Consider the following 21402-nt stretch of genomic DNA (forward strand, 5'->3'; position numbering starts at 1 on the left):
GACGTTCGGGGACACTGTGCACACGGCAGCCCACCACCGAGGAGTCACGATGAAACCCGAGGCAGTCGCCGACCCCGTCTGTTCCGAGCCGCTGTCCGCCTGCGCCCTGGGCGGGCCGGTGAGCCGTTCCCTGTCCAGGACCGCCCGGCTGCACCGCATGGTGGCGGCCAAGCTGCTCAAGGGGCTCGACCTCTACCCGGGGCAGGAGTCCTTGATGATCCAGCTGTGGAACGCGGGCCCGTTGCGCCAGTCCGACCTGATCAAGACCCTGGAGCTCGATCCGTCGACCGTCACCAAGATGCTGCAACGGCTCGAACAAGCCGGACACGTCCGTCGTCGACCGGACCCTGCGGACCGCAGGGCGGCCCTGGTGGAGGCGACCGCCGAAAGCTGTGCGCTCAATGCGGCGGTGCAGGAGGCGATGACCGAACTGGAGACGCGCACCCTGGCCGGGCTGGACGAAGGGGAGCGCGGGGAGCTGGTGCGACTGCTCGGGAAGGTGGAGGCCAACCTCTGCGTACAGACGGCGGACTGTCACGACGAGGGTTAGGCGGGATCTCGCCGCGCGGGCCGCGGCGCCCGGCCGGGACTCGGGAACGGAGTCGAGGTCACGGATCGGAGGCCCGAGGCCGGATGGCCGGGACTCGCACCACGAGCTCCGCGAACGACCTCCCGGGGTGATGGCCGGGTCCATCGCGAGGACGGAATTCCGAGGCGCGCACGACCAGCAGGTCCACGCGCGTAGATGGCTCTATTGCGGCCTCGACACCGGCGAGGCGGCATTGCGATCTGACCACGGTTCCGCATTGGACATGTCCTCAGGCCCCGGGAGGAGTCATACTCACGGCAATGAACAAGTCAGCCGAATCCCGGCGCCATCTGCCGACGAGTCCCTTCAACCGCGCACAGGCGGGTCCTCCCATCGAGGAGTACGCGGTGGGGGACCGGGTCTCGCACGATCAATACGGTCTGGGCCGAGTCATCGCGGTGGAGAGCGGCAATGCCGCTGTCCACGTCGACTTCGCCGGTCGCAAGGGGAGAATCCCCAGTCCTTACACCAAGCTCGCAAAACTCTGAGGGTCGCTGCCTCCGAAACGCGCTTCCGGAACCCGCCGTGCGATCCGCGGCGGGCCCCGGCGGCCCGGTCACAGAGCCTGTGCGGCCGGCTTCACCATGCCTCGCACGGTCCGCGACTTCACGAAGTCGCCCATGGCGGTCATCTCCCACTCACCGGAGAACTGCCTGATCAGCTTCGCCATCATCACCCCGGTCTGAGGCTCCGCGCTCGTCAGGTCGAAGCGCGCCAGCTCCTCACCGGTGGCCGCGTCCATCAGCCGGCAGTACGCCTTGGCCACCTCGGTGAACTTCTGTCCCGAGAACGAGTTCACCGTGAAGACCAGGCCGGTGACGTCCGCCGGGAGCCGTCCGAGGTCCACGGTGATCACCTCGTCGTCCCCCGCACCCTCACCGGTCAGATTGTCGCCCGAGTGCCTGATGGCGCCCTGGAGGATGGTGAGCTTGCCGAAGTAGCAGCTGTCCAGGTGGTTACGCGTGGGGCCGTAGGCGATCACGGACGCATCGAGGTCGATGTCCTTGGAGCGGTACGCGGGCTCCCAGCCGAGGCCCATCTTGACCTGCGAGAGCAACGGACGACCGCCCTTGACCAGCGATACGGTCTGGTTCTTCTGGAGGTTGACGCGCCCCTTGTCGAGGTTGATCTTGCCTGAGCCCGACGCCGCCACGGGCGGGGCGGGCGGCGCCGCGGGGGCGGCCGGGGCCACCGGGGCGGGGGCCGGAGCGACGGGCGCGGTGGGTGCGACAGGTGCGGACGCAGCGGCAGGGGCGGACGGCGCCGCCTGCGGCTCCTCCTCGACGGAGACGCCGAAGTCCTTGGCGATGCCCGCGAGCCCATTGGCATACCCCTGGCCGACCGCGCGCACCTTCCAGGCGCCGTTGCGCAGATAGACCTCGACGACCACGAGCGCGGTCTCACCACCCAACTGCGGCGGGGTGAACGTGGCGAGGGCGCTGCCGTCGTCGGCGTTGCGGATGGTGGCCGTCGGCTCGACGCCCTGGAAGGTCTGCCCGGCGGCGTCGGGGCTGGCCGTGACCACGATCTTCTCGATGCCGGCCGGCACCGCGGAGGTGTCCACCACGATCGCGTCCGGAGCGGCACCCCCGCCGGAGCGGTAGGTCACCCCGGGGCCCACGGGCTGGTTGTAGAAGATGAAGTCGTCGTCGGAGCGCACCTTGCCATCGGCGGTGAGCAGCAGGCCCGATACGTCGAGCCGCACCGGAGCGGCGACGTCCACCGCGATTCGAGCGGCGGACAGGGGGATGTTCGAGCCGGGGGTCATAGCTGTCATGTCTGGGGTAACGAGCGAGACGGCTTTGCCGTTCCCTTACCTTTTCGGTCGGCGACCGACCGGGTGAAGGGCCGCCACCAGGCGGTTCGTGCACCCGATGACCGGCGCGCGAGCACCCCGGCGGAAGTGCGCATGACCGGTGCGGGGTCGGGTCGACGTACGGGACGGGCGCCGCACCCGGCACGGGCAGCTGCGCGAAGACCGCCGGAGGGCTCGATTCCGCACGTCGCAAGGGGGAACGGGGCAGCCCGGCGCGGGTCCCGTGACCTTGACGCCGCTGCTCGACCCTGTCTAGCGTCATCCAGCCACATCCCATGGAGGAGATCGACGCGGAAGGCGCCCCATGACCGTCGCCCCCGTCCCCTCCCGCACCCAGTACGTCCTGGAAGGAATCAGACATGCCGTCCTCACCGGACGGCTGCGGCCGGGACAACCGCTGGTCGAGACGGAACTGGCCCTCCGGTTCGGGGTGTCCAAGACTCCCGTGCGCGAGGCGCTCAAGACCCTGGCGGGCAGTGGGCTCGTGGTGATGAGTCAGTACAAGGGGGTCGCCGTCCGGACCGTGGACGCCGCGATGGCCCGCGAGGTCTACGACGTCCGGCTGCTCCTCGAACCGGAGGCGCTGCGTCGGGTCGTGGAGTCCTCGCTCGACCTGGAGGCGGATCTGGGCGGGGCCGCGGCGGCTCTTGCAAGGGCCGCACGGGCGACCGATCCGGCCGAGCACTCGCTGGCGTCCGGTGACTTCCACCGTGCCCTCTGCCTGCCCTGCGGCAATCCGCTCCTGGCCCGGATGCTCGACGATCTCAGGGACCAGGCCGCGCTGGTCTCGGCCGTCGTGTGGACGGCCGACCCATCAGGGGCGCGCGAGGACGCCGAGCACCGGGAGATCCTCCGGCTGGCGCTGCGGGGTGACGCCCTCGGCGCCGCCGCGGCGCTGCGACGGCACATCGCCGGCTTCGTCGACCGCGCCTTCCCCGAAGGTCGCGCCGTGCGCTGATCTCACTTCAGCGCCGCCGCCATCATCTTCTGGGCGACCGGGGCGGCCAGTCCGTTGCCGCTGACCTCGGAGCGCGGACCGCCCGCGTCCTCGATGAGCACGGCGACCGCCACCTCCTTGCCGCTGTCGTCGTCCTTGGCGTACGAGGTGAACCAGGCGTACGGCGTCTTGCTGTTGTTCTCGCCGCGCTGCGCGGTACCCGTCTTGCCGCCCACTTCGGCGCCGTCGACCCGGGCGTTCGATCCGGTCCCGTCTTCCACCACCGTGACCATGGCGCTGCGCAACTCCTTGGCGGTCTCGGCCGAGACGATCCTGGACGAGGAGCCTGCGCCACCGGACTGGAGGGTGTTCCCGTCCGCGTCCTCCACCTCGGAGACCAGGTGCGGAGCCTTCAGCACACCGTCGTTGGCGATGGCGGCGGAGACCATGGCCATCTGGAGGGGCGTGGCGGTCACGTCGAACTGGCCGATGCCCGTCAGCGCGGTCTGCGCCTTGTCCAAGCCGGTCGGATAGACACTGGCGTAGGCCCGTACCGGCACGTCGAGTTTCTCCTCGTTGAAGCCGAACTTCTCGGCCGTGGCCCGCACCTCGTCCTGGCCGAGGTCCGCCGCGAGCTTCCCGAAGACGTTGTTGCAGGAGTACCGCAGGGCGGTCCGCAGCGAGGCGTTCTCACAGGGCGCGGAGGGGATGTCGTTCACGAGGACACGGGTGGTTCCCGGGAGCGTGTACGGGAGGGGGCTGTCGGTCCGCTCGTCGACGGAGTCGTAGAGCCCCTTCTCCAGGGCCGCAGCCGCGACCACCAGCTTAAAGGTGGAACCGGGCGCCAGCGGTTGTCGCAGAGCACGGTTGACCAGTGGTTTGTCCTCGTCCGCGAGCAGTTTGCGCCACTGTTCCCCGTCGTTGATCCCGGCGATGGTAGACGGGTCGTACGAGGGGGTGCTGACCATGCCGAGGATCTTGCCCGTGGTGGGATCGATGGCGACCGCGGCTCCCTTGATGTCGCCCAGCGCCTCGTATCCGGCCCGCTGGACCGCGGGGTCGATCGTGGTGAGCACGTTCCCCGGCTTCAGCTGTTTGTCCATGAGCGCGTCCACCGGGTCCTTCAGCCGGTCATCGGTGCCGTCCAGGACCTCGCTGTAGATCCCCTCCAGCTGGGTGGCGCCGTACGCCTGCGAGCTGTAGCCCGTCACGGCGGCGTAGAGAGGACCGTCGGCGTAGGTCCGCTGGTACGCCAGATCGCTGCCGGTCGTCGGCTTGGATCCGGTGACGGGGGTGCCGGCGACGACGATGTCCCCGAGCGGTTGTGCGTACTGGTCGATGATGTTGCGTCGGTTCTTTTCCTGGTCCGCGAGGGCCTCGGCCTCATAGGTCTGGAGCCAGGTGGCCCGCACCAGGAGGGCGAGCACCAGCAGCAGACTGAAGACGGCGGCATGCCTGATTGTCCTATTCATCCCACTGCAAGACGAAGGGGATCGTCACAGGAGTTCCCTGACGTCCCGTTTCTCACATTTTCTTCATATGGCTCGGCCGGGGATCAGCCGCGCCACCGGCACCGACCAACTCGCCGCGTCCCGTACGGGCGGGCGGCACGGCGCTGCTCCGAACGGGACGGGGACGGTGTCGCGGGTGGACGACCCGCCCCCGGCTGACGCACACTGCCCCGATGATCGACCCCTGTGAGCTGCCCGGGCTCCCCTTCCCCTTGCGCGCGTACGGCCCACAGGCCAACTGGTCCTACGAGAACGGGGTGCTGACCGGATGGGCGGGCGCCAGGGCGGACCGCTTCGTACCGCCCGCGGGCAGTTCGCTCGATCCCGCGTCTGACGCACCTCGGCTGCTGGGCGCACCCGAGGGCGACTTCCAGCTCATCGCCCGGGTCACGGTCGGCTTCCGTGCCTCCTTCGACGCCGGCGCGCTCTATCTGCACGTGGACGAGCGCGAATGGGCCAAGCTCTGTCTGGAGCTCTCCCCGGACAAGCCCACGATCTGCACGGTCGTCACCCGGGGCCACTCCGACGACGCCAACTCCTTCGAGGTCGAGGGAGACAGCGTGTGGCTGCGCATCAGCCGCACGGGGCGGGCGTTCGCCTTCCACGCATCGACCGACGGCCGGCACTGGACCTTCGTGAGGATCTTCGCGCTGGGGACGGAGGAGACCGCGGGCGCCGCACTGGTGGGGTTCCTCGCCCAGTCACCCGTGGGAGAGGGCTGCGTGGTGAGCTTCGATCGCATCGACTACCGGGAGGGGTGGCCCAGCGGTCTGCGGGACGGCTCCTGACGAGCACGGCACCGCCGTCCGCCCGCCCGTACGCCAATGCGATCGCACGAGCTGCCGGCCCTCGGGCGAAGATCTTGCAGTCCGCCCCGACGACCGGATCCCGGGCCGCCGAGCAGGAATCCGACCGAACCGTTGCGTGTTCCCCCACAGTGGGACACACGGCCCCATCCATCACGAACCCCTGGAGAGACCCCGCATGATCGTCGAGATATGGAGCGACATCGCCTGCCCCTGGTGCTACATCGGGAAGGCGCGCTTCGAGAAGGGCCTCGCCGAGTTCGCCCACCGCGATCAGGTCGAGGTGATCCACCGTTCCTTCGAACTCGACCCCCAGCGGGCCAAGGGCGACACCGCGTCCGTCGTGGAGATGCTCGCCAGCAAGTACGGGCGCACCCTGGAGCAGGCGCACGCCATGGAGGAGCACGTCGCGTCCAACGCACGCTCCGAGGGACTCGACTACCGCACCGAGGGCCGTGACCACGGCAGCACCTTCGACCTCCACCGGCTGCTGCACCTCGCCAAGGACCGCGGGCTCCAGGACGAACTGCTGACCCGTGCCTACCGGGCCAACTTCGCGGAGGAGCGATCGGTGTACGACCCGGAGGTCCAGGTGGCCATCGCCGTGGCGGCCGGACTCGACGAGACGGAGGTCCGGGCGGTGCTCGCCGACGGGACGCGGTACGCCGACGAGGTGCGCGCCGACGAGCGCGAGGCGTCGGAGCTCGGCGCGAACGGCGTGCCCTTCTTCGTCTTCGACCGCCGGTACGGGGTCTCGGGCGGCCAGCCGGTCGAACTCTTCACCCAGGCGTTGGAACAGGCGTGGCAGGGGCGCGAGGCGGATGCGAGGGCCGGCCGCCCCGGCCTGTGAGCCGGACGGGGCCCATGAGGTGCCGCCGAGCTGATCGACTCGGCGAAGTCGTCCCGGAGGCACTGTCCGGAAGAAGGCCATCACAGGGCGATGCCCGATTGACCCGGGCTCGGGTGCGGCACATGGTGAGTCCATGGAGACCCTGGTAGGTGCCGAATTCGCGCCGGAGACGACGTATCTGAACACCTCCACCTGCGGGCTGCTGCCCGCCCGGGCCGTCACGGCGATGACGGCGCTCATGGACGGGTTGGCCGCAGGGCGCACGGACGGCGCCGGGGAGTACGGAGCCCTGGTCGCCGTCCGCCGCTCGTTCGCCAGGATCGTCGGGGTGGGTGAGGACCGGGTCGCCCTCGGCGGCTCGGTCGTCGTCCACACCGCGCTGATCGCCGCTTCGCTGCCGCCCGGCGCCGAGGTGTTGCTCCCCGAGGGCGAGTTCGCCTCGGTCGTGACGCCCTTCGCCGTCCGGGGGGACCTCAAGCTGCGGTTCGTCCCGCTGGACGGGCTGGCGGACGCGGTGGGCCCCGGGACCGCGCTGGTGGCCTTCTCCGCGGTGCAGTCGGCGGACGGGCGGATCGCCGATCTTCCCGCGGTGCGGGAGGCAGCGGCCGTCCACGGGGCCCGCACCCTCCTGGACGCCAGTCAGTCGGCGGGGTGGCTGCCGCTGCGCGCCGGGGAGTGGGACTACACGGTGACGGGCGGCTTCAAGTTCCTCCTCTGCCCGCGGGGGGTCTCGTTCCTGACCCTCACGGAAGCGGCACAGACCACGGTGACACCGCTCCACGCGGGCCCGTTCGCCGCCGAGGAGCTGTGGGGGCCGCCGTACGGGCCGGTGGAGCGGCTGGCGGACTCGGCCCGCCGCTACGACGAGCCTCCGGCGTTCCTCGCGTACCAGGGCGCCCGGCGATCGCTGGAACTGGTGGAGGAGATCGGTGTGCCCGCCCTCCATCGGCACGCCACCGAACTGGCCGGCCGGTTCCGTGCCGGGCTGGCGGCGCTCGGGCACTCCCCGGTGGTCTCGGACTCGGCGATCGTCGCCGTACCCGGACTCGGTGGGCGTGCGGCGGACCTGGCCGGTGCGGGAATCGTGGTCGCGGAGCGGGCGGGGTATCTGCGGGCGGCCTTCCACCTGTACAACGCGACGGCGGACGTGGAGCGGGCGCTGGGGGTGCTGGCCCGCGGGTGAGCCCCACCAGGTCGCAGGGGCGCCCGGACGCGCCGTGCACGCGGTCGATCCACGGGGAAGGGAACGATCAGGTCGGGCCCGGAATCCCGGCTCCGCGCCCGACCGGGGCCTCAGCGGGAGCGGGCCTTGAACGCCGCCTTACGGGCTTCCTTCGCGACGCGCTTGTTCGGGTGCATCCGCCCCATGGCTTCGAGCACGTCCGCCGTCGCCGGGTGGTCCACGCGCCATGCCGCGTCGAAGAACCCGCTGTGCTGGCCCGTCAGACCCTCCACCAGACCGCGCAGTTCGTCCGGTTCGCCGTCAGCGTCGAGTTGGGCGGCGATGGTGTCGATGGAGAGCCAGAAGACCATGGACTCGGGTGGTGCGGGGACGTCCGATGCGCCGCGCTCGGCGAGCCAGACCCGGGCGAGTCCCCCGAGTTCGGCGTCGTCGAGGACCGCGCGCACCTCCGGCTCGGCCTGGGCGCCGACGCGGGTCAACGCCTGCTGGCAGCGGAGCCTGCGCAAGGGGCCCCCGGCGTCCGAACCGCGGGCGGCGGCCAGGAGTTCATGGGCGGCAGCCGCGGGCTCCCGCTGGGCCAACCACTGTTCGGTCTCGGCGTGCGCCGCCGCCTCGGGATAGCGGGCGAGCCCGTCGAGGAGCACGTCCGCGCCCTTGTCGGCGAGCTCCCCCACGACCGGGGCCGTCACCCCGGCCTCCAGCAGCCGGACCCGCACCCCGTGGAGACCGAGCGGGGTCAGCTTCACCAGCCCGTACCGCGAGAGGTCTTCGTCCTCAAGCGAGGCGGAGCCGTCTGCGGACTCCTCCACCATGAGGGTCTCGTCCACCGGCTGGTACTCGACCAGTCCGATCGGCTCCAACAGCCTGAACTGGTCGTCCAGTCGCATCATGGCGACCGAGACCTGCTCCAGGATGTCATCGGTGGGCTCGCCCATGTCGTCGGGCACGATCATCGACGCCGCCAGGGCGGGCAGCGGCACCGGCTCGCCGCCCGTGGCACCGTCGGTGACGGTCAGCAGATAGAGGTTGCCGAGCACGCCGTCGAGGAACTCGGCCTCGCCCTCCGGGTCCCAGTCGAGCGCCGCGTAGTCGATCTCGCCGTCCGGGCCGATCGCCTCGGACAGCTCGTCCAACAGGGGCGCGATGGCGTCGGCGTACACCGCTTCCAGCGCCTCCTGCCAGATCGCCAGGACGTCCCGGGGGCCGCCGGATGCGATCAGCTCCAGGCCCTCCCCCGCGGTGACCGTCCCGTACGCCTCCGCTGCGTCCGCGGCGCCGGCTGCCTCGTGGTCGGCCGGATCGTGCACCTCCAGCAGCCCCGCGTCGACGGCCGTGCGCCATGCCTCACTGGCGTACGCGGGCCCGTCGTCGTCACCACCGAGCCCCAAGGCCTCGGCCGCGGCCGGCAGTTGCTCGTCGATCAGCTCTCCACCGGCTCCCACCCTGGTCTCCGGACCTGCCCAGCGGGCCAGTCGTACGGCCCTGGCCAGCAGGGGGGCGGTCAGCGCGGCACGCGCCAGCTCCGCGTCCGGACGCAGCCGCACCGGCGGCAGGATGGGACCGTCGTGGGGCATCTGGGACTTCTCCTGAAGGGTCTGGGGAGCCCGGACGTGGCGCCGGGGGTTCTCCAGCGTAGACGCATTTCACCGGGTTTCGCCGCCCGGGCCGTGGGCATCGGCCAACCATTGACGCACCGGTGACGGCACCACGGCCTTTCGGTGCACCCGCCGCAGAATCCGATGCTCCCGCCCGCTCTTGACAAGTACCCGCCGCAGCACCGAGATTGACGCGCGTAGAGCGCCAAGGCCCACCACCGTGGGTCGTACGCCTGGCCATCCCGTAGACGAGTACCGCCGGCACGCGACGACGCCACGAGCACCGTGCCGTCCCGACCACCCTCGATTCCGGAGTCTTCATGCCTTTCCCCGCCGTACCGAGAACCGCCGCAGTCGCCACCCTCATCGCCTCCGCGCTGGCCGCGGGGCTCCTGACCGGTTCCGCCACCGCCGCGACACCGCACGCGCCGACGTCGGTGGACAGCACGACGGGCGTTCACATCCATGACGTCCAGGGCACCACCCGCCTCTCCCCGCTGGTGGGGCAGCAGGTCACCGATGTGCCCGGCATCGTGACCGGCATACGGGGCTACGGATCGTCCCGCGGCTTCTGGTTCCAGGACCCCCACGGCGACGGCAACCCGGCGACCAGCGAGGGCATCTTCGTCTTCACCGGGGCCGGCTCCACCCCCTCGGTCACGGTGGGTGACGAAGTGCGGGTGTCGGGCACGGTGAGCGAGTTCGTTCCCGGGGGCACGGCCTCCGGCAACCAGTCCCTCACCCAGCTCTCGCGCCCCTCGGTCACCGTGGTGTCGTCGGGGAACCCGCTGCCCGCGCCCGCCGCCATCACCGGCCGGTCGGTGCCGTCCGCCTACGCCCCCGCCGGCGACCCCGCCGCCGGCGGCAGCATCAACGCCCTGCCGCTGAAACCCCGCTCCTTCGCCCTCGACTACTACGAGTCCCTGGAGGGGAGCAACGTCACCATCGGCACCTCCCCCGTGGTCGGTGCCAGCGCCTTCTCCGAACTGTGGGTGACGGTCAAGCCGTGGGAGGTCCGCACCGGCCGCGGCGGAGCGCTGTACGGCTCGTACGCCTCGCAGAACGGCGGCCGGCTCAAGGTGCAGTCCCTGGTCCCCCTCGCCGAGCAGCCCTTTCCCACGGCGGACGTCGGCGATGTGCTGACCGGCCGGTCCGAGGGCCCGCTCGACTTCAACCAGTACGGGGGCTACACCCTCACCGCCCGCACCCTGGGCACGGTCGTCGGCCGCGACCTGGAGCGCGAGCGGACCCGCCCGCAGCGCTCGGGGGAACTGGCGGTCGCCACGTACAACGTCGAGAACCTCGACCCATCGGACCCGCAGGAGACCTTCGACGCCCTCGGGCGGGCCGTCGTGACCAACCTCGCCTCGCCGGACGTCCTGGCCCTGGAGGAGATCCAGGACAACAGCGGGGCGAAGAACGACGGAACGGTCGCGGCCGACCAGACGGTCGAGAAGTTCATCCGGGCGATCGCCGCCGCGGGCGGCCCGTCCTACCAGTGGCGCAGCGTGGACCCGAAGAACAACGAGGACGGCGGGGAACCCGGGGGCAACATCCGCCAGGTCTTCCTCTTCAACCCCGACCGGGTCTCCTTCACCGACCGCCCCGGCGGCGACGCCACCACCCCGACCGGTGTCGTGCGCGAGCGGGGCAGGGCGGCACTGACCCTGTCGCCCGGCCGGATCGATCCCGCGAACAGCGCCTGGGAAGCCAGCCGCAAGCCCCTCGCGGGGGAGTTCACCTTCCGCGGGCGCACCGTCTTCGTGATCGCCAACCACTTCGGTTCCAAGGGCGGCGACGAGGCGCTCACCTCCCACCGGCAGCCGCCGAACCGCATCTCCGAGGTCAAGCGCATCCAGCAGGCGCAGTCGGTGAACGCCTTCGTCAAGGACATCCTGAAGGCGGACCGCCGGGCCGACGTCCTGGTCGTGGGCGACATCAACGACTTCGAGTTCTCGGCGACCACCAAGGCGCTCACCGCGGACGGCGTCCTGCGCGCGGCCATCACCTCGCTGCCGCGCTCCGAGCGGTACTCGTACGTCTACCAGGGCAACAGCCAGGTGCTCGACCAGATCCTGACCAGCCCGTCGATCGACGACTTCAGCTATGACAGCGTCCACATCAACGCCGAGTTCGCGGACCAGAACAGCGACCACGATCCGCAGGTGCTGCGGTTTCGCCCCTGAGCCCCGTGCCCCCTGTGCGTCGCCCGGGCCCCGCGAGCGCTGACCCCCGTGGGCCCGTGTGTTGGCGCGTGTGTTGGTGAGCGGCCGGTGGATCGGTTGGGCGGGTGGCCACCGAGGGGTTGGATGTGCCCCTCGGCGGTGACACGCCCATGACTACACGCCCGGGCCGAGCGTCAACCCGGGCGTGTAGCGGCGCACCGAGCCCCCGGTGACCCCGGGGAAGGCATGGACACGGGCCCACTCCTTAGAGTGCGAACCGATTCCGTTGCCGGGCGCGTCCAGCGCCCGTTGATGGGCTTCGCCGCTCTCCCACTCGGCGTAGTTGAGCACCCGGTCACCGTTCTGGCCCAGATGGAAGTGTCCGGAGATGCCGGCGCCCTGGAGGGCGGTGACCTCCGGCGCGGTGTCCGGATCGTCGGCCGCGTCCTCGTCCGCTTGCAGCGCGGCGAAGACGGTGTCCACCCAGGCCCTCTGCCGGTCGACGTCCGGTCCTTCGAACTCCACGTCGACGATCACCACCGATCCGGGCACCCTGGAGTCACCCGGGACGGCAGCACTGCGATAGAGCTCGTAGCCGTGGAGCCCCAACCGCTCGATGCCGGGGACTGCGGCGTCGACTTCGGCGTTCCACCCGTCCTTGAAGTCGGTGGCGGTGCGCAGGAACTCCTGGAAGTCCTCCTCGCTGGTCCACTGCGTGTAGTGCAGCAAGGTATGGCCGTCCTCGCCGATGTGCACGGTGTACGAGAGCAGCCCGCCCCCCGGCCAGCCGCGCCGCCGCCAAGCCCGTGCCAGGGCGGCAACGGTGGCGTGCTGGCGCTCGGGAGTGCCGACGTCCCAGGTGGAGACCTTCGCGACACGGGAGTCGGGCCGGTCGAGAACCGGCCGGGCGTAGGTCTGGTGCTGGGTGATCAACGAGAGAATCATGGTGACGGCCCTTCGAACCGGCGCACCCCCGGTGGGTGCGCCGTCGATCACCAGGGTTGAACATCAAGCTCGGTTGAGGTCAACAGCCGGCCGGAGTGCGCGCGATCTGTCCCGCCCGCAGCACGGAGAGCCCCTGGCCCGCGATGCGCGCGAAGTCGGACAGGGTCAGCGCCATGCGGCCCCGGACACAACCGCCGCAGGCCGCCTCCAGCGCATGCCAACCCGGCCTTCCCCAGCCGGCGTCGGCCAGCAGGGTCGTCCGCCCGAGGCACGGACAACAGCCAACGGTCATGGTGCGTACGCGCTGCCGTGCGTAGCGGAAGCCGAGTTCGTAGCGCAGATAGACGCCGAGGACCGCCACTTCCAAGAGCACGGCCGTGCGGTGCTCGGCAGTGCAGGTGAGGCCCAGCGCGCTGGCACGTGAGTTGAGGGCGTGGAAGCCGCAGTCACAGCGTCGAGAAGGCACGCGATGTCGATGTCCGTACGCGCAGTGGGCGTCGTCCAGCACGGAGTAGGGCTCCCGGCCTCCGAGGGCGACCCCGAGGAACCCGGCCCGGGTGAGATCGCGCGAGAGCATCGGATGGGCGATCTTGTAGCCGATGGGCGGGTCCGCAGGGCGTTCCTCAAGGAGCCGCGGATTCACGGAGCTACCGCAACCTCGGCGGAATGCGTACCGGACTGTCCGCTCGGCGCCGGCTCCGAGGCCGGGGTCGGGCTCGGTTCATCGGACTCCGCCTGAACCAGCGGCTCCTCTTCTGCGTATCCCTTGGCGAGCGGCTTGCCAAGCCTCATGAAGACCTCCGTTGGGGCGAAACGAGCGGCGAGCGGGCACGCGAGTGCGCGCCCGGATGGAACGGTCGGAACAGGCGGCGCAGGGGCCGGAAGTGCTGGCCGAGCAGACGGAGCGGCGGTGCTGAAGTGCCGGGAGCGCAGGGAGCAGTGGGTACGGAGAGACCCTGCGGGGCAGGACGGACGAAGGCCGGACCCCGTGCCGTCATGGTGTCCCACGGAGCACCGTGGGGCCAAGACCGCCGCCATATGTCACTGTTCAGTGCTGCTTATCGTTTGCTTAAAGAAGAACTAAGTGGACCTGAAGAGTCAGGGCCCAGAAGATTGCCGCCATGACGACACCGCGCCCCTTCGGCCGCTCACTGTGCGCAATGATCACCCCCTTCGATGCGTCCGGTGCGCTCGATGTCGCCGCAGCCGCACGCCATGCGGTCCGTCTGGTGGCCGACGGCTGTGACGGGCTGGTCCTCAACGGCACCACCGGCGAAGCTCCGACCACCTCCGATGCGGAGAAGACGGCGCTCGTGCGAGCGGTGCGGAAGGCCGTGGGCCCTACGGTCGCCGTGGTGGCGGGAGTGGGCAGCGCGGACACCCGGCACACCGTCGCCCTGGCCCGGGAGGCCGAACGGGCCGGCGCTGACGGCTTGTTGGTGGTGGCGCCGTACTACAGTCGACCGCCACAACCCGCCGTCGAGGCGCACTTCCGCACGGTCGCCGACACGGTGGACGTTCCACTGATGCTCTATGACATCCCCGGCCGTACGGGGGTCAGGATCGAGGTGGACACCATGCTCCGACTGGCGGAGCACCCCCGGATCGTGGCCGTGAAGGACTGTGCGCAGGATCTGGCGGGCTCGACGAAGGTGATCGCGAACACCTCGCTCGCGTACTACTCCGGATGCGAGGAGCTGAACCTTCCGCTCTATGCGGTGGAGGGAGCGGGGCAGGTGAGCACGGTCGCCAATGCGGCGCCCGAAGCGCTGCGGGCGGTGCTGGACGCCTTCGACCGCGGGGACACCGCGCGAGCCGCCCGGATCAACCGACTGACCTTGCCCCTGGTCGAGTTGATGATGGCCTCGGGGCTTCCGGGAGCGGTGACGGCCAAGGCGGTCCTGGGCGCGGGAAGCGTGAGGGCACCGCTCCAGGACGCCGACCCACAGTCCGTGGAGCGGCTGCGCAGGGCCCGTGAAACCCTGCTGGCCCACCGCGACGAGTGGAACTGATCGGGCCGGGGCCGCGGCGAGGCGCCACGGCTCCCGGCCCGATCGAGCCCTCGCGGTGGTGGACCGGTCGTGGACTAGTTGTGGCTGTGCAGCACGTCGTTGAGACCGCCCCACACCGCGTTGTTGGGCCGGGCTTCCACCGCGCCGGTCACCGAGTTGCGGCGGAAGAGGATGTTGCTGGCGCCGGAAAGCTCCCGGGCCTTGACGATCTCGCCGTCGGGCATGGTGATGCGGGTGCCGGCGGTGACGTACAGACCCGCCTCGACCACGCACTCGTCGCCGAGCGCGATTCCCACCCCGGCTTCGGCGCCGACCAGACAGCGCTCGCCGATGGCGATGATGACGTTGCCGCCGCCGGAGAGGGTGCCCATGGTAGACGCGCCGCCGCCGATGTCGGAGCCGTCGCCGACGACGACACCGGCCGAGATGCGACCCTCGACCATGGAGGTGCCGAGCGTGCCGGCGTTGAAGTTGACGAAGCCCTCGTGCATCACGGTGGTGCCCTCGGCGAGGTGGGCGCCGAGCCGCACCCGGTCGGCGTCGGCGATGCGCACGCCCTTGGGTACGACGTAGTCCGTCATCCGCGGGAACTTGTCGATGCTGGTCACCTGGAGGTGCAGTCCCTCGGCCCGGGCGCTCAGGCGCACGGTCTCGATGTCGTCGACGGCGACCGGTCCCAGCGAGGTCCACGCCACGTTGGCGAGCAGCCCGAACACGCCGTCGAGGCTCTGGCCGTGCGGCTTGACGAGCCGGTGGGAGAGCAGGTGCAGCCTCAGGTAGGCGTCGTGGGCGTCCAGCGGCTTCTCGTCGAGCGAGGAGATGACCGTACGGACGGCGATGACCTCCACTCCCCTGCGCGCATCCGGCCCCAACGCCTTTGCCGCTCCTGCGCCGAGTTGTTCGGCGGCCTGTTCGGCGGTGAGCCGCTCGGTTCCCGCGGGGCCGGGCTCGGCCTCCAACACGGGGGCGGGGAACCAGGTGTCGAGGACGGTTCCGTCAGCAGCGAGGGTGGCGAGCCCGGCGGCTGTGGCGCCGGTGGTGCGCGAGGCGGTGGTATCGGTCATGGGGAGAACCTAACGCGGGTCGCACCTGCCGGGCGAACCGGTCTCACGCTCCGTCCGCAGGCGGCGCCGGGCGTCGCACCCGATGGCCGGGGTGCCGTGCAACCAGGGCGCAACGGCTCAGGAGGACAGCACACGTCCGAACATCTCGCGTGCGTACGCCTCGTCGTACGGGACGTCCGAGAGGAGGACCTGGAGGCAGATCCCGTCCATCAGGGCGACCAGGGCCCGTGCGGTGGCCCGGTCCGTGCCCCGGCTGAAGTGGTCCACGACGCCGTGGGTCCACTCGGCCGCGACCGGGCGCAACGCGGGGCGCCGCAGGGCCGCCAGGTAGAGCTCATACTCCAGCTCGACGCGGGAGCGGTCCGCGGCCAGCCACTCCCCCGTGATGCGGGCCAGGGTGTGGGCGAGGTCGGGGGCGGGGCGCGGGTCGATGGCGCGCAGGGCGGCCACGAAGCCCTCGTTGATCTGGCGGAGCGCGGCGACCAGTAGTTCATCGAGGGAAGCGAAGTGGTAGGTCGTGGAGCCGAGCGGGACGTCCGCCGCGGCGGCCACCGTCCGATGACTGAGGGCCGTGATGCCGCTCTCGCCGACGATCCGGATCGCGGCGTCGATGATGCGCTGACGCCGCTCCGGGTCGTAGCGTCGGGCCATCAGTGGGCTCCGCCGAGGTTGAGCACCATGACGCCCGCGATCACCAGGCCGATGCCCAGGAACTTGGCGGCGCTGACCGTCTCACCCAGGAAGATCATTCCAATGGCCGCGATGGCCGCCGTGCCCACTCCCGCCCAGATCGCGTACGCGGTGCCCACGGAGAGCGTCTTCAGGGTCTGCGCGAGGAGGGAGAAGGCGAGCAGATAGCCGAGGACGGTGAGGATCGAGGGCCAGAGGCGGGTGAAGCCTTCGCTGAACTTCATGGCGGTGGTGCCGGCCACCTCGGCGACGATGGCCGCGGCCAGGAGTGCGTATCCCATGTGTACGAGTGTACACATGATGCGTACGGCCGTACATAAAGAGGAATGGCCCGGAGTCCGCGACCGAGGGCGTCGACCGGTCCGTCCGAACCATCACACGGCGACGGACGCGCCCGCGCCCTTTCGCGCCGTGCGTACACGACCGAGGGGTCCTGCCGCGGACGACATCTCCCTCCAGGGGCGCCGGGAAGCGCCTCACCCACCCGGCAGCGCCCCCCTTGGACGCCCCTGAGCACCGGGGACGTCCGACTTGGCGTCTGCTGATCGCCGAGGGGGATCGGGGCCGCCTCGGCGCCACTCACACCCGGTGGGCACGACAACGGCCGTACCCACCGGTCACTCCGGTCGGTACGGCCGTTGTCGTGCCCACACCGGGTGGGCGGTCGCGTCAGACGTTGAAGCCCAGGGCGCGCAGCTGCTCGCGCCCGTCGTCCGTGATCTTGTCCGGACCCCACGGCGGCATCCAGACCCAGTTGATCTTCAGCTCGTTCACGATGCCGTCCGTCGCCGACTTCGCCTGGTCTTCGATCACATCGGTGAGCGGACAGGCGGCCGACGTCAGCGTCATGTCGAGCGTGGCGACATTGGAGTCGTCGATGTGGATGCCGTAGATCAGCCCGAGGTTGACGACGTCGATGCCCAGCTCGGGGTCGACCACGTCGTACAGGGCCTCGCGGACTTCTTCCTCGGAGGCCGGCTTCAGCGCGGCTCCTGCGTTCTCGGTCATGCCGTCTTCCTCTCAGGGCCGTCGCCCAACGAACCGGAGCCGTCGTCCAGTGCACCGGAGCCGTTGCCCAGCGCCTGCGCGGTCGCGTCCTTCCACGCCATCCAGCTCAACAGCGCGCACTTCACGCGTGCCGGGTACTTGGAGACACCGGCGAACGCGACCGCGTCCTCCAGCACCTCTTCCATCGCATCGTCCGGCTCGATCTTGCCCTTGGACTGCATCAGCTCCAGGAATGTGGCCTGGATCTTCTGCGCCTCGGCCAGCTCCTTGCCGACCAGCAACTCGTTGAGGACGGACGCGCTGGCCTGGCTGATGGAACAACCCTGGCCCTCGTAGGACACGTCCGCGACCCGGGAGCCGTCGTACTTCACCCGCAGGGTGATCTCATCGCCGCAGGTCGGATTGACGTGGTGCACCTCGGCATCGCCATCACGCAGACCGCGCCCGTGCGGGTGCTTGTAGTGGTCCAGGATGACGTCCTGATACATCGAATCAAGCTTCACAGCAACAACCGCCCTACCCGAAGAATTGACGGACGTGCTCCAGCCCGTCGATCAGCGCGTCGACCTCTCCGGGCGTGGAGTACAGATAGAACGACGCCCGGGTGGTCGCGGGAATTCCGTAGCGCAGGCACACCGGCCGGGCGCAGTGGTGCCCGACCCGGACCGCGATGCCCTGCTCGTCGAGGACCTGGCCCACGTCATGGGGGTGGATGTCACCCAGGGTGAAGGAGATTGCCGCACCCCGCTCCTCGGCCGTGGTGGGGCCGATGATGCGCAGGTCGGGGACCTCAAGCAGCCGCTTCACCGCGTACTCGGTGATCGCGTGCTCATGGGCGGCGATCTTCTCCATGCCGATCGCATTGAGGTAGTCCACGGCCGCGCCGAGACCGACGGCCTGGGCGATCGGGGGCGTACCCGCTTCGAACTTGTGGGGCGCCGGAGCATAGGTCGAGGAGTGCATGGAGACGGTCTCGATCATCTCGCCGCCACCGAGGAACGGCGGCAGGTCCTCCAGCAGCTCCTGCCGGCCCCACAGCACGCCGATGCCGGTGGGTGCGCACATCTTGTGGCCGGTGAAGGCCACGAAGTCGGCCTGGAGCGCCTGGACGTCGAGCGGCATGTGGGGCGCCGCCTGCGAGGCGTCGATCAGGACGAGGGCGCCGACCTGCTGGGCGCGGCGCACGATCGCGTCGACCGGGTTGTGGGTGCCCAGGATGTTGGAGACCAGCACAAAGGAGACGATCTTCGTCTTCTCGGTGATGATCTCCTCGATGTTGGAGAGGTCGAGGTGGCCGTCGTCCGTGAGACCGAACCACTTCAGCTTGGCGCCGGTGCGCTGTGCGAGCAGCTGCCACGGCACGATGTTGGAGTGGTGCTCCATCTCGGTGATGACGATCTCGGTGTCGCTGTCCACGCGGTAGGGCTCATCGGCCCAGCCCAGCATGTTGGCGACGAGGTTCAGCGACTCCGAGGCGTTCTTGGTGAAGATGACCTCGTCGCGGCTGGGCGCGTTGATGAAGGACGCCACTTTGTCGCGGGCGCCCTCGTAGAGCGCCGTGGCCTCTTCGGCGAGCACGTGGACGCCGCGATGCACATTGGCGTGGTGCTGCTCGTAGTAGTCGGTGATCGCGTCGATCACCTGGCGCGGCTTCTGCGAGCTGGCCGCGCTGTCGAGGTAGACGAGCTTCTTGCCGTCGTGGATGACCCGATCGAGGATCGGGAAGTCCTTACGGATCGTCTCCGTGTCGAGGAGGCCGTCAAGCCCCTGCCGGACAGTGGTCACAGCCTTCCCCTTCCACTTGCATGGCGGCCCGCGAGGCGCACCCGCCCGCGGCAGATCATCTGCGGGCCGGTGGCCTCGCGTGCGTCGCTCACTGAGATACGCCGTCCTTCGTGTAGGCCTCGTAGCCCTCGGCCTCAAGCTTGTCCGCCAGCTCGGGGCCGCCGGACTCGGCGATCCGGCCGTTGGCGAACACGTGGACGTGGTCCGGCTTGATGTAACGCAGGATGCGCGTGTAGTGCGTGATCAGCAGGGTGCCGACCTCGCCGGACTCACGGACGCGGTTGACGCCCTCGGAGACGACGCGCAGCGCGTCCACGTCGAGGCCGGAGTCGGTCTCGTCGAGGATGGCGATCTTCGGCTTGAGCAGCTCCAGCTGGAGGATCTCGTGGCGCTTCTTCTCACCGCCGGAGAAGCCCTCGTTGACGTTGCGCTCGGCGAAGGCGGGGTCCATGTGGAGGCGCTCCATGGTCTCCCGGACCTCCTTCACCCACGTACGCAGCTTGGGTGCCTCGCCGCGGATCGCGGTGGCGGAGGTGCGCAGGAAGTTGGAGACGGAGACGCCGGGGATCTCGACCGGGTACTGCATGGCGAGGAAGACGCCGGCACGCGCCCGCTCGTCCACGCTCATCTCCAGGACGTCCTCGCCGTCCAGGGTGACCGTGCCACCGGTGATCTGGTACTTGGGGTGGCCGGCGAGCGAGTAGGCGAGGGTGGACTTGCCGGAGCCGTTGGGGCCCATGATGGCGTGGGTCTCGCCCTGCTTCACGGTCAGGTCGACGCCCTTGAGGATCTCCCGGGAGCCGTTGTCGGCCTCGACGGAGACGTGCAGGTCGCGGATTTCAAGCGTTGCCATGGGTGACTCAGGACTCCTGGGTGATGGAGACGAGCACATCGTCCCCTTGGATCTGTACGGGGTATACGGGGACGGGGCGCGTCGCGGGCAGTCCGGACGGCTTGCCGGTGCGGAGGTCGAAGGCGGAGCCGTGCAGCCAGCACTCGATCTGACAGTCCTCCACCTCGCCCTCGGAGAGCGAGACGTTCGCGTGCGAGCAGATGTCGTAGATCGCGAACACCTCGCCCTCGGTACGGACGACCGAGATCGCGGTGCCATCGAGTTCCACCCGCTTCGGGGTGTCCTCTTCGAGCTCGCTCAGCCCGCAGGCACGGACGAAACTCATGCGACCGACGCCTCCAGCTCCTGTTCGATCTTGGCGATCAGGCGCTCCTCGACATCGGGCAGCCCGATCTGCTGGACCAGTTCGGCGAAGAAGCCGCGGACGACCAGACGGCGGGCCTCCTGCTCGGGGATGCCGCGGGCCATCAGGTAGAACAGCTGCTCGTCGTCGAAGCGACCGGTGGCGCTGGCGTGGCCGGCGCCGACGATCTCGCCGGTCTCGATCTCCAGGTTGGGCACGGAGTCGACGCGCGCACCGTCGGTGAGGACGAGGTTGCGGTTCATCTCGTAGGTGTCGGTGCCCTCGGCCATCACCCGGATCAGCACGTCCCCGATCCACACCGCATGGGCGTCCTGGCCCTGGAGCGCGCCCTTGTAGACGGCGTTGGACTTGTTGTGCGGGTTGTTGTGGTCGACGAGGAGGCGGTGCTCCTGGTGCTGGCCCTGGTCCGTGAAGTAGAGGCCGAACAGTTCGGCCTCGCCGCCGGTCGCCGCGTACGACACGCGGGGGTGGAGCCGGACCAGGTCGCCGCCGAAGGTGACCACGACGGACTTGAACGAGGCGTCCCGGCCGATCAGCGCGTTGTGCTGGGAGACGTGGACGGCCTTGTCGTCCCAGTCCTGGACGGAGACGACGGTGAGCTTGGCGCCGTCACCGAGGAGGTAGTCGACGTTGGAGGCGAGTACGGCATCGCCCGTGTGGTCGATGACGACGACCGCTTCGGCGAACGCGCCGAGCTCGATCACCTGGTGGCCGAAGGCGGTCCCGCCCTCGCCGTGGACGGCGATGCGGATGGGCTCGGAGAGCACCTTCTCCTTGGGCACGGTCACGACCGACGCCTGCTCGAAGGAGGAGTACGCCTGGGCGGCGACCCGGTCCACGGGGATACCGGCCTTGCCGAGCCGCTCGTCGTCCCGGCCGACGGTCTCGACGGTGACGCCGTCGGGCGCGTCGATGACGACCTTCACCCCGCCGCCGTTGGCCACGGCGGTGCCGTTGTGCAGCCCCGCGAGCCGGTCGAGGGGCGTGAAGCGCCACTCCTCCTCACGGCCGTGCGGAACCGGGAAGTCCGCCACGTCGAACGACGGGGGCGCACTCATACGGGTGGCGACGGTCGACTCGGCGGCCACCGCGATCGCGCCGGCGGTGGTGGACCCCGCCGGAATGTTCTGAGCCTCAGCCATGGCTGTCGTCGTGCTCTCTCTCTGCCTTCGGGTCAAGAAATCAGTCGCATGCGGGGCGGGCACGGATGCGCCCGCCCCGGCCGTGGG

The 21402-nt window shown here is 70.1% G+C and carries 22 protein-coding genes and 1 pseudogene; 8 read left to right on the forward strand and 15 right to left on the reverse strand.

Going from position 1 to position 21402, the window contains the following annotated elements:
- The first annotated feature begins 49 nt into the window (after positions 1-49).
- On the forward strand, positions 50-550 hold the full coding sequence (locus ABZ348_RS08220) for a MarR family winged helix-turn-helix transcriptional regulator (protein WP_358930588.1): 501 nt from the start codon (positions 50-52) through the stop codon (positions 548-550).
- A 299-nt stretch (positions 551-849) separates the two neighbouring features.
- Positions 850-1077 carry a hypothetical protein gene (locus ABZ348_RS08225; protein ID WP_329016940.1) on the forward strand — a complete coding sequence of 76 codons (228 nt, stop codon included), beginning with the start codon at positions 850-852 and terminating at the stop codon, positions 1075-1077.
- 68 nt (positions 1078-1145) lie between these two features.
- On the opposite strand, the gene ABZ348_RS08230 is transcribed toward ABZ348_RS08225, so the two are convergent.
- Positions 1146-2366, reverse strand: coding sequence for a TerD family protein (locus ABZ348_RS08230; RefSeq protein ID WP_358930590.1), 1221 nt, complete (start codon positions 2364-2366; stop codon positions 1146-1148).
- 343 nt (positions 2367-2709) lie between these two features.
- Between ABZ348_RS08230 and ABZ348_RS08235 the strand changes: the two genes are divergently transcribed.
- A complete protein-coding gene (locus ABZ348_RS08235; protein WP_358930592.1) occupies positions 2710-3363 on the forward strand; it encodes a GntR family transcriptional regulator in 654 nt (217 codons plus the stop codon).
- 2 nt (positions 3364-3365) lie between these two features.
- On the opposite strand, the gene ABZ348_RS08240 is transcribed toward ABZ348_RS08235, so the two are convergent.
- Positions 3366-4814 carry a penicillin-binding transpeptidase domain-containing protein gene (locus tag ABZ348_RS08240; RefSeq protein ID WP_358930594.1) on the reverse strand — a complete coding sequence of 483 codons (1449 nt, stop codon included), beginning with the start codon at positions 4812-4814 and terminating at the stop codon, positions 3366-3368.
- A 212-nt stretch (positions 4815-5026) separates the two neighbouring features.
- Between ABZ348_RS08240 and ABZ348_RS08245 the strand changes: the two genes are divergently transcribed.
- The 3 genes and pseudogenes from ABZ348_RS08245 (at position 5027) to ABZ348_RS08255 (ending at position 7692) form a co-directional block, all read left to right on the forward strand.
- Positions 5027-5641, forward strand: a complete 615-nt coding sequence (locus tag ABZ348_RS08245) for a DUF1349 domain-containing protein (RefSeq protein ID WP_358930595.1) — start codon at positions 5027-5029, stop codon at positions 5639-5641.
- A 196-nt stretch (positions 5642-5837) separates the two neighbouring features.
- Positions 5838-6543 (forward strand): annotated as a pseudogene (locus ABZ348_RS08250) (DsbA family oxidoreductase).
- Positions 6544-6642: 99 nt separating this feature from the next.
- Positions 6643-7692 carry an aminotransferase class V-fold PLP-dependent enzyme gene (locus ABZ348_RS08255; RefSeq protein ID WP_358930596.1) on the forward strand — a complete coding sequence of 350 codons (1050 nt, stop codon included), beginning with the start codon at positions 6643-6645 and terminating at the stop codon, positions 7690-7692.
- Positions 7693-7802: 110 nt separating this feature from the next.
- On the opposite strand, the gene ABZ348_RS08260 is transcribed toward ABZ348_RS08255, so the two are convergent.
- A complete protein-coding gene (locus ABZ348_RS08260) occupies positions 7803-9266 on the reverse strand; it encodes a hypothetical protein (RefSeq protein WP_358930597.1) in 1464 nt (487 codons plus the stop codon).
- Between the two features lie 341 nt (positions 9267-9607).
- On the opposite strand from ABZ348_RS08260, the gene ABZ348_RS08265 reads away from it, so the two are divergent.
- Entirely contained in the window at positions 9608-11473 is a 1866-nt protein-coding gene (locus tag ABZ348_RS08265; protein WP_358930598.1) for an endonuclease/exonuclease/phosphatase family protein, read from the forward strand.
- Positions 11474-11626: 153 nt separating this feature from the next.
- Here the strand turns inward: ABZ348_RS08265 and ABZ348_RS08270 are convergent, their stop codons facing one another.
- The 3 genes from ABZ348_RS08270 to ABZ348_RS08280 all read right to left on the reverse strand — a co-directional run bounded on the left by ABZ348_RS08270 (position 11627) and on the right by ABZ348_RS08280 (position 13189).
- Positions 11627-12397, reverse strand: a complete 771-nt coding sequence (locus ABZ348_RS08270) for an antibiotic biosynthesis monooxygenase (RefSeq protein ID WP_358930599.1) — start codon at positions 12395-12397, stop codon at positions 11627-11629.
- A 79-nt stretch (positions 12398-12476) separates the two neighbouring features.
- Positions 12477-13040, reverse strand: coding sequence for a hypothetical protein (locus ABZ348_RS08275; RefSeq protein WP_358930601.1), 564 nt, complete (start codon positions 13038-13040; stop codon positions 12477-12479).
- Complete coding sequence (locus ABZ348_RS08280; RefSeq protein WP_358930603.1) at positions 13037-13189, reverse strand: hypothetical protein; 153 nt, start codon at positions 13187-13189, stop codon at positions 13037-13039. Before ABZ348_RS08280 ends, ABZ348_RS08275 begins: the two co-directional genes overlap by 4 nt.
- A gap of 329 nt (positions 13190-13518) precedes the next feature.
- Between ABZ348_RS08280 and dapA the strand changes: the two genes are divergently transcribed.
- The gene (gene dapA / locus ABZ348_RS08285) at positions 13519-14409 is read left to right on the forward strand and encodes a 4-hydroxy-tetrahydrodipicolinate synthase (RefSeq protein ID WP_358930605.1); all 891 of its coding nucleotides are present in this window, start codon (positions 13519-13521) and stop codon (positions 14407-14409) included.
- A 74-nt stretch (positions 14410-14483) separates the two neighbouring features.
- Here dapA and dapD read toward each other — a convergent pair whose 3' ends face one another.
- The 9 genes from dapD to sufD form a co-directional block, all read right to left on the reverse strand.
- A complete protein-coding gene (gene dapD / locus ABZ348_RS08290) occupies positions 14484-15473 on the reverse strand; it encodes a 2,3,4,5-tetrahydropyridine-2,6-dicarboxylate N-succinyltransferase (protein WP_358930606.1) in 990 nt (329 codons plus the stop codon).
- A gap of 117 nt (positions 15474-15590) precedes the next feature.
- On the reverse strand, positions 15591-16124 hold the full coding sequence (locus ABZ348_RS08295) for a TetR family transcriptional regulator (RefSeq protein ID WP_358930608.1): 534 nt from the start codon (positions 16122-16124) through the stop codon (positions 15591-15593).
- On the reverse strand, positions 16124-16444 hold the full coding sequence (locus tag ABZ348_RS08300) for a multidrug efflux SMR transporter (protein ID WP_358930610.1): 321 nt from the start codon (positions 16442-16444) through the stop codon (positions 16124-16126). Before ABZ348_RS08300 ends, ABZ348_RS08295 begins: the two co-directional genes overlap by 1 nt.
- 388 nt (positions 16445-16832) lie before the next feature.
- On the reverse strand, positions 16833-17171 hold the full coding sequence (locus ABZ348_RS08305) for a metal-sulfur cluster assembly factor (protein WP_153480386.1): 339 nt from the start codon (positions 17169-17171) through the stop codon (positions 16833-16835).
- Positions 17168-17674, reverse strand: coding sequence for a Fe-S cluster assembly sulfur transfer protein SufU (gene sufU, locus ABZ348_RS08310; protein WP_358930612.1), 507 nt, complete (start codon positions 17672-17674; stop codon positions 17168-17170). The genes ABZ348_RS08305 and sufU overlap by 4 nt, the downstream gene beginning before the upstream one ends.
- A gap of 13 nt (positions 17675-17687) precedes the next feature.
- Entirely contained in the window at positions 17688-18956 is a 1269-nt protein-coding gene (locus ABZ348_RS08315; RefSeq protein WP_358930614.1) for a cysteine desulfurase, read from the reverse strand.
- Positions 18957-19044: 88 nt separating this feature from the next.
- Entirely contained in the window at positions 19045-19809 is a 765-nt protein-coding gene (gene sufC, locus ABZ348_RS08320) for a Fe-S cluster assembly ATPase SufC (protein ID WP_358930616.1), read from the reverse strand.
- Positions 19810-19816: 7 nt separating this feature from the next.
- On the reverse strand, positions 19817-20134 hold the full coding sequence (locus ABZ348_RS08325; protein ID WP_358877641.1) for a non-heme iron oxygenase ferredoxin subunit: 318 nt from the start codon (positions 20132-20134) through the stop codon (positions 19817-19819).
- Positions 20131-21315, reverse strand: coding sequence for a Fe-S cluster assembly protein SufD (gene sufD, locus ABZ348_RS08330; protein ID WP_358930617.1), 1185 nt, complete (start codon positions 21313-21315; stop codon positions 20131-20133). The genes ABZ348_RS08325 and sufD overlap by 4 nt, the downstream gene beginning before the upstream one ends.
- Positions 21316-21402: the final 87 nt, after the last annotated feature.

Origin of the sequence: Streptomyces sp. NPDC005963, from assembly GCF_040638655.1 — a bacterium.
Taxonomy (GTDB): Bacteria; Actinomycetota; Actinomycetes; order Streptomycetales; family Streptomycetaceae; genus Streptomyces.

What these genes read in the sequence shown, in the direction of transcription:
- ABZ348_RS08270 (WP_358930599.1), bottom strand. Translation starts at nt 12,397, where the DNA reads ATGATTCTCTCGTTGATCACCCAGCACCAGACCTACGCCCGGCCGGTT.
- ABZ348_RS08235 (WP_358930592.1), top strand. Translation starts at nt 2,710, where the DNA reads ATGACCGTCGCCCCCGTCCCCTCCCGCACCCAGTACGTCCTGGAAGGA.
- ABZ348_RS08260 (WP_358930597.1), bottom strand. Translation starts at nt 9,266, where the DNA reads ATGCCCCACGACGGTCCCATCCTGCCGCCGGTGCGGCTGCGTCCGGAC.
- dapD (WP_358930606.1), bottom strand. Translation starts at nt 15,473, where the DNA reads ATGACCGATACCACCGCCTCGCGCACCACCGGCGCCACAGCCGCCGGG.
- sufD (WP_358930617.1), bottom strand. Translation starts at nt 21,315, where the DNA reads ATGGCTGAGGCTCAGAACATTCCGGCGGGGTCCACCACCGCCGGCGCG.
- ABZ348_RS08295 (WP_358930608.1), bottom strand. Translation starts at nt 16,124, where the DNA reads ATGGCCCGACGCTACGACCCGGAGCGGCGTCAGCGCATCATCGACGCC.
- sufC (WP_358930616.1), bottom strand. Translation starts at nt 19,809, where the DNA reads ATGGCAACGCTTGAAATCCGCGACCTGCACGTCTCCGTCGAGGCCGAC.
- ABZ348_RS08230 (WP_358930590.1), bottom strand. Translation starts at nt 2,366, where the DNA reads ATGACAGCTATGACCCCCGGCTCGAACATCCCCCTGTCCGCCGCTCGA.
- dapA (WP_358930605.1), top strand. Translation starts at nt 13,519, where the DNA reads ATGACGACACCGCGCCCCTTCGGCCGCTCACTGTGCGCAATGATCACC.
- ABZ348_RS08220 (WP_358930588.1), top strand. Translation starts at nt 50, where the DNA reads ATGAAACCCGAGGCAGTCGCCGACCCCGTCTGTTCCGAGCCGCTGTCC.
- ABZ348_RS08300 (WP_358930610.1), bottom strand. Translation starts at nt 16,444, where the DNA reads ATGGGATACGCACTCCTGGCCGCGGCCATCGTCGCCGAGGTGGCCGGC.
- ABZ348_RS08245 (WP_358930595.1), top strand. Translation starts at nt 5,027, where the DNA reads ATGATCGACCCCTGTGAGCTGCCCGGGCTCCCCTTCCCCTTGCGCGCG.
- ABZ348_RS08280 (WP_358930603.1), bottom strand. Translation starts at nt 13,189, where the DNA reads ATGAGGCTTGGCAAGCCGCTCGCCAAGGGATACGCAGAAGAGGAGCCG.
- ABZ348_RS08225 (WP_329016940.1), top strand. Translation starts at nt 850, where the DNA reads ATGAACAAGTCAGCCGAATCCCGGCGCCATCTGCCGACGAGTCCCTTC.
- ABZ348_RS08325 (WP_358877641.1), bottom strand. Translation starts at nt 20,134, where the DNA reads ATGAGTTTCGTCCGTGCCTGCGGGCTGAGCGAGCTCGAAGAGGACACC.
- ABZ348_RS08255 (WP_358930596.1), top strand. Translation starts at nt 6,643, where the DNA reads ATGGAGACCCTGGTAGGTGCCGAATTCGCGCCGGAGACGACGTATCTG.
- ABZ348_RS08240 (WP_358930594.1), bottom strand. Translation starts at nt 4,814, where the DNA reads ATGAATAGGACAATCAGGCATGCCGCCGTCTTCAGTCTGCTGCTGGTG.
- ABZ348_RS08305 (WP_153480386.1), bottom strand. Translation starts at nt 17,171, where the DNA reads ATGACCGAGAACGCAGGAGCCGCGCTGAAGCCGGCCTCCGAGGAAGAA.
- ABZ348_RS08265 (WP_358930598.1), top strand. Translation starts at nt 9,608, where the DNA reads ATGCCTTTCCCCGCCGTACCGAGAACCGCCGCAGTCGCCACCCTCATC.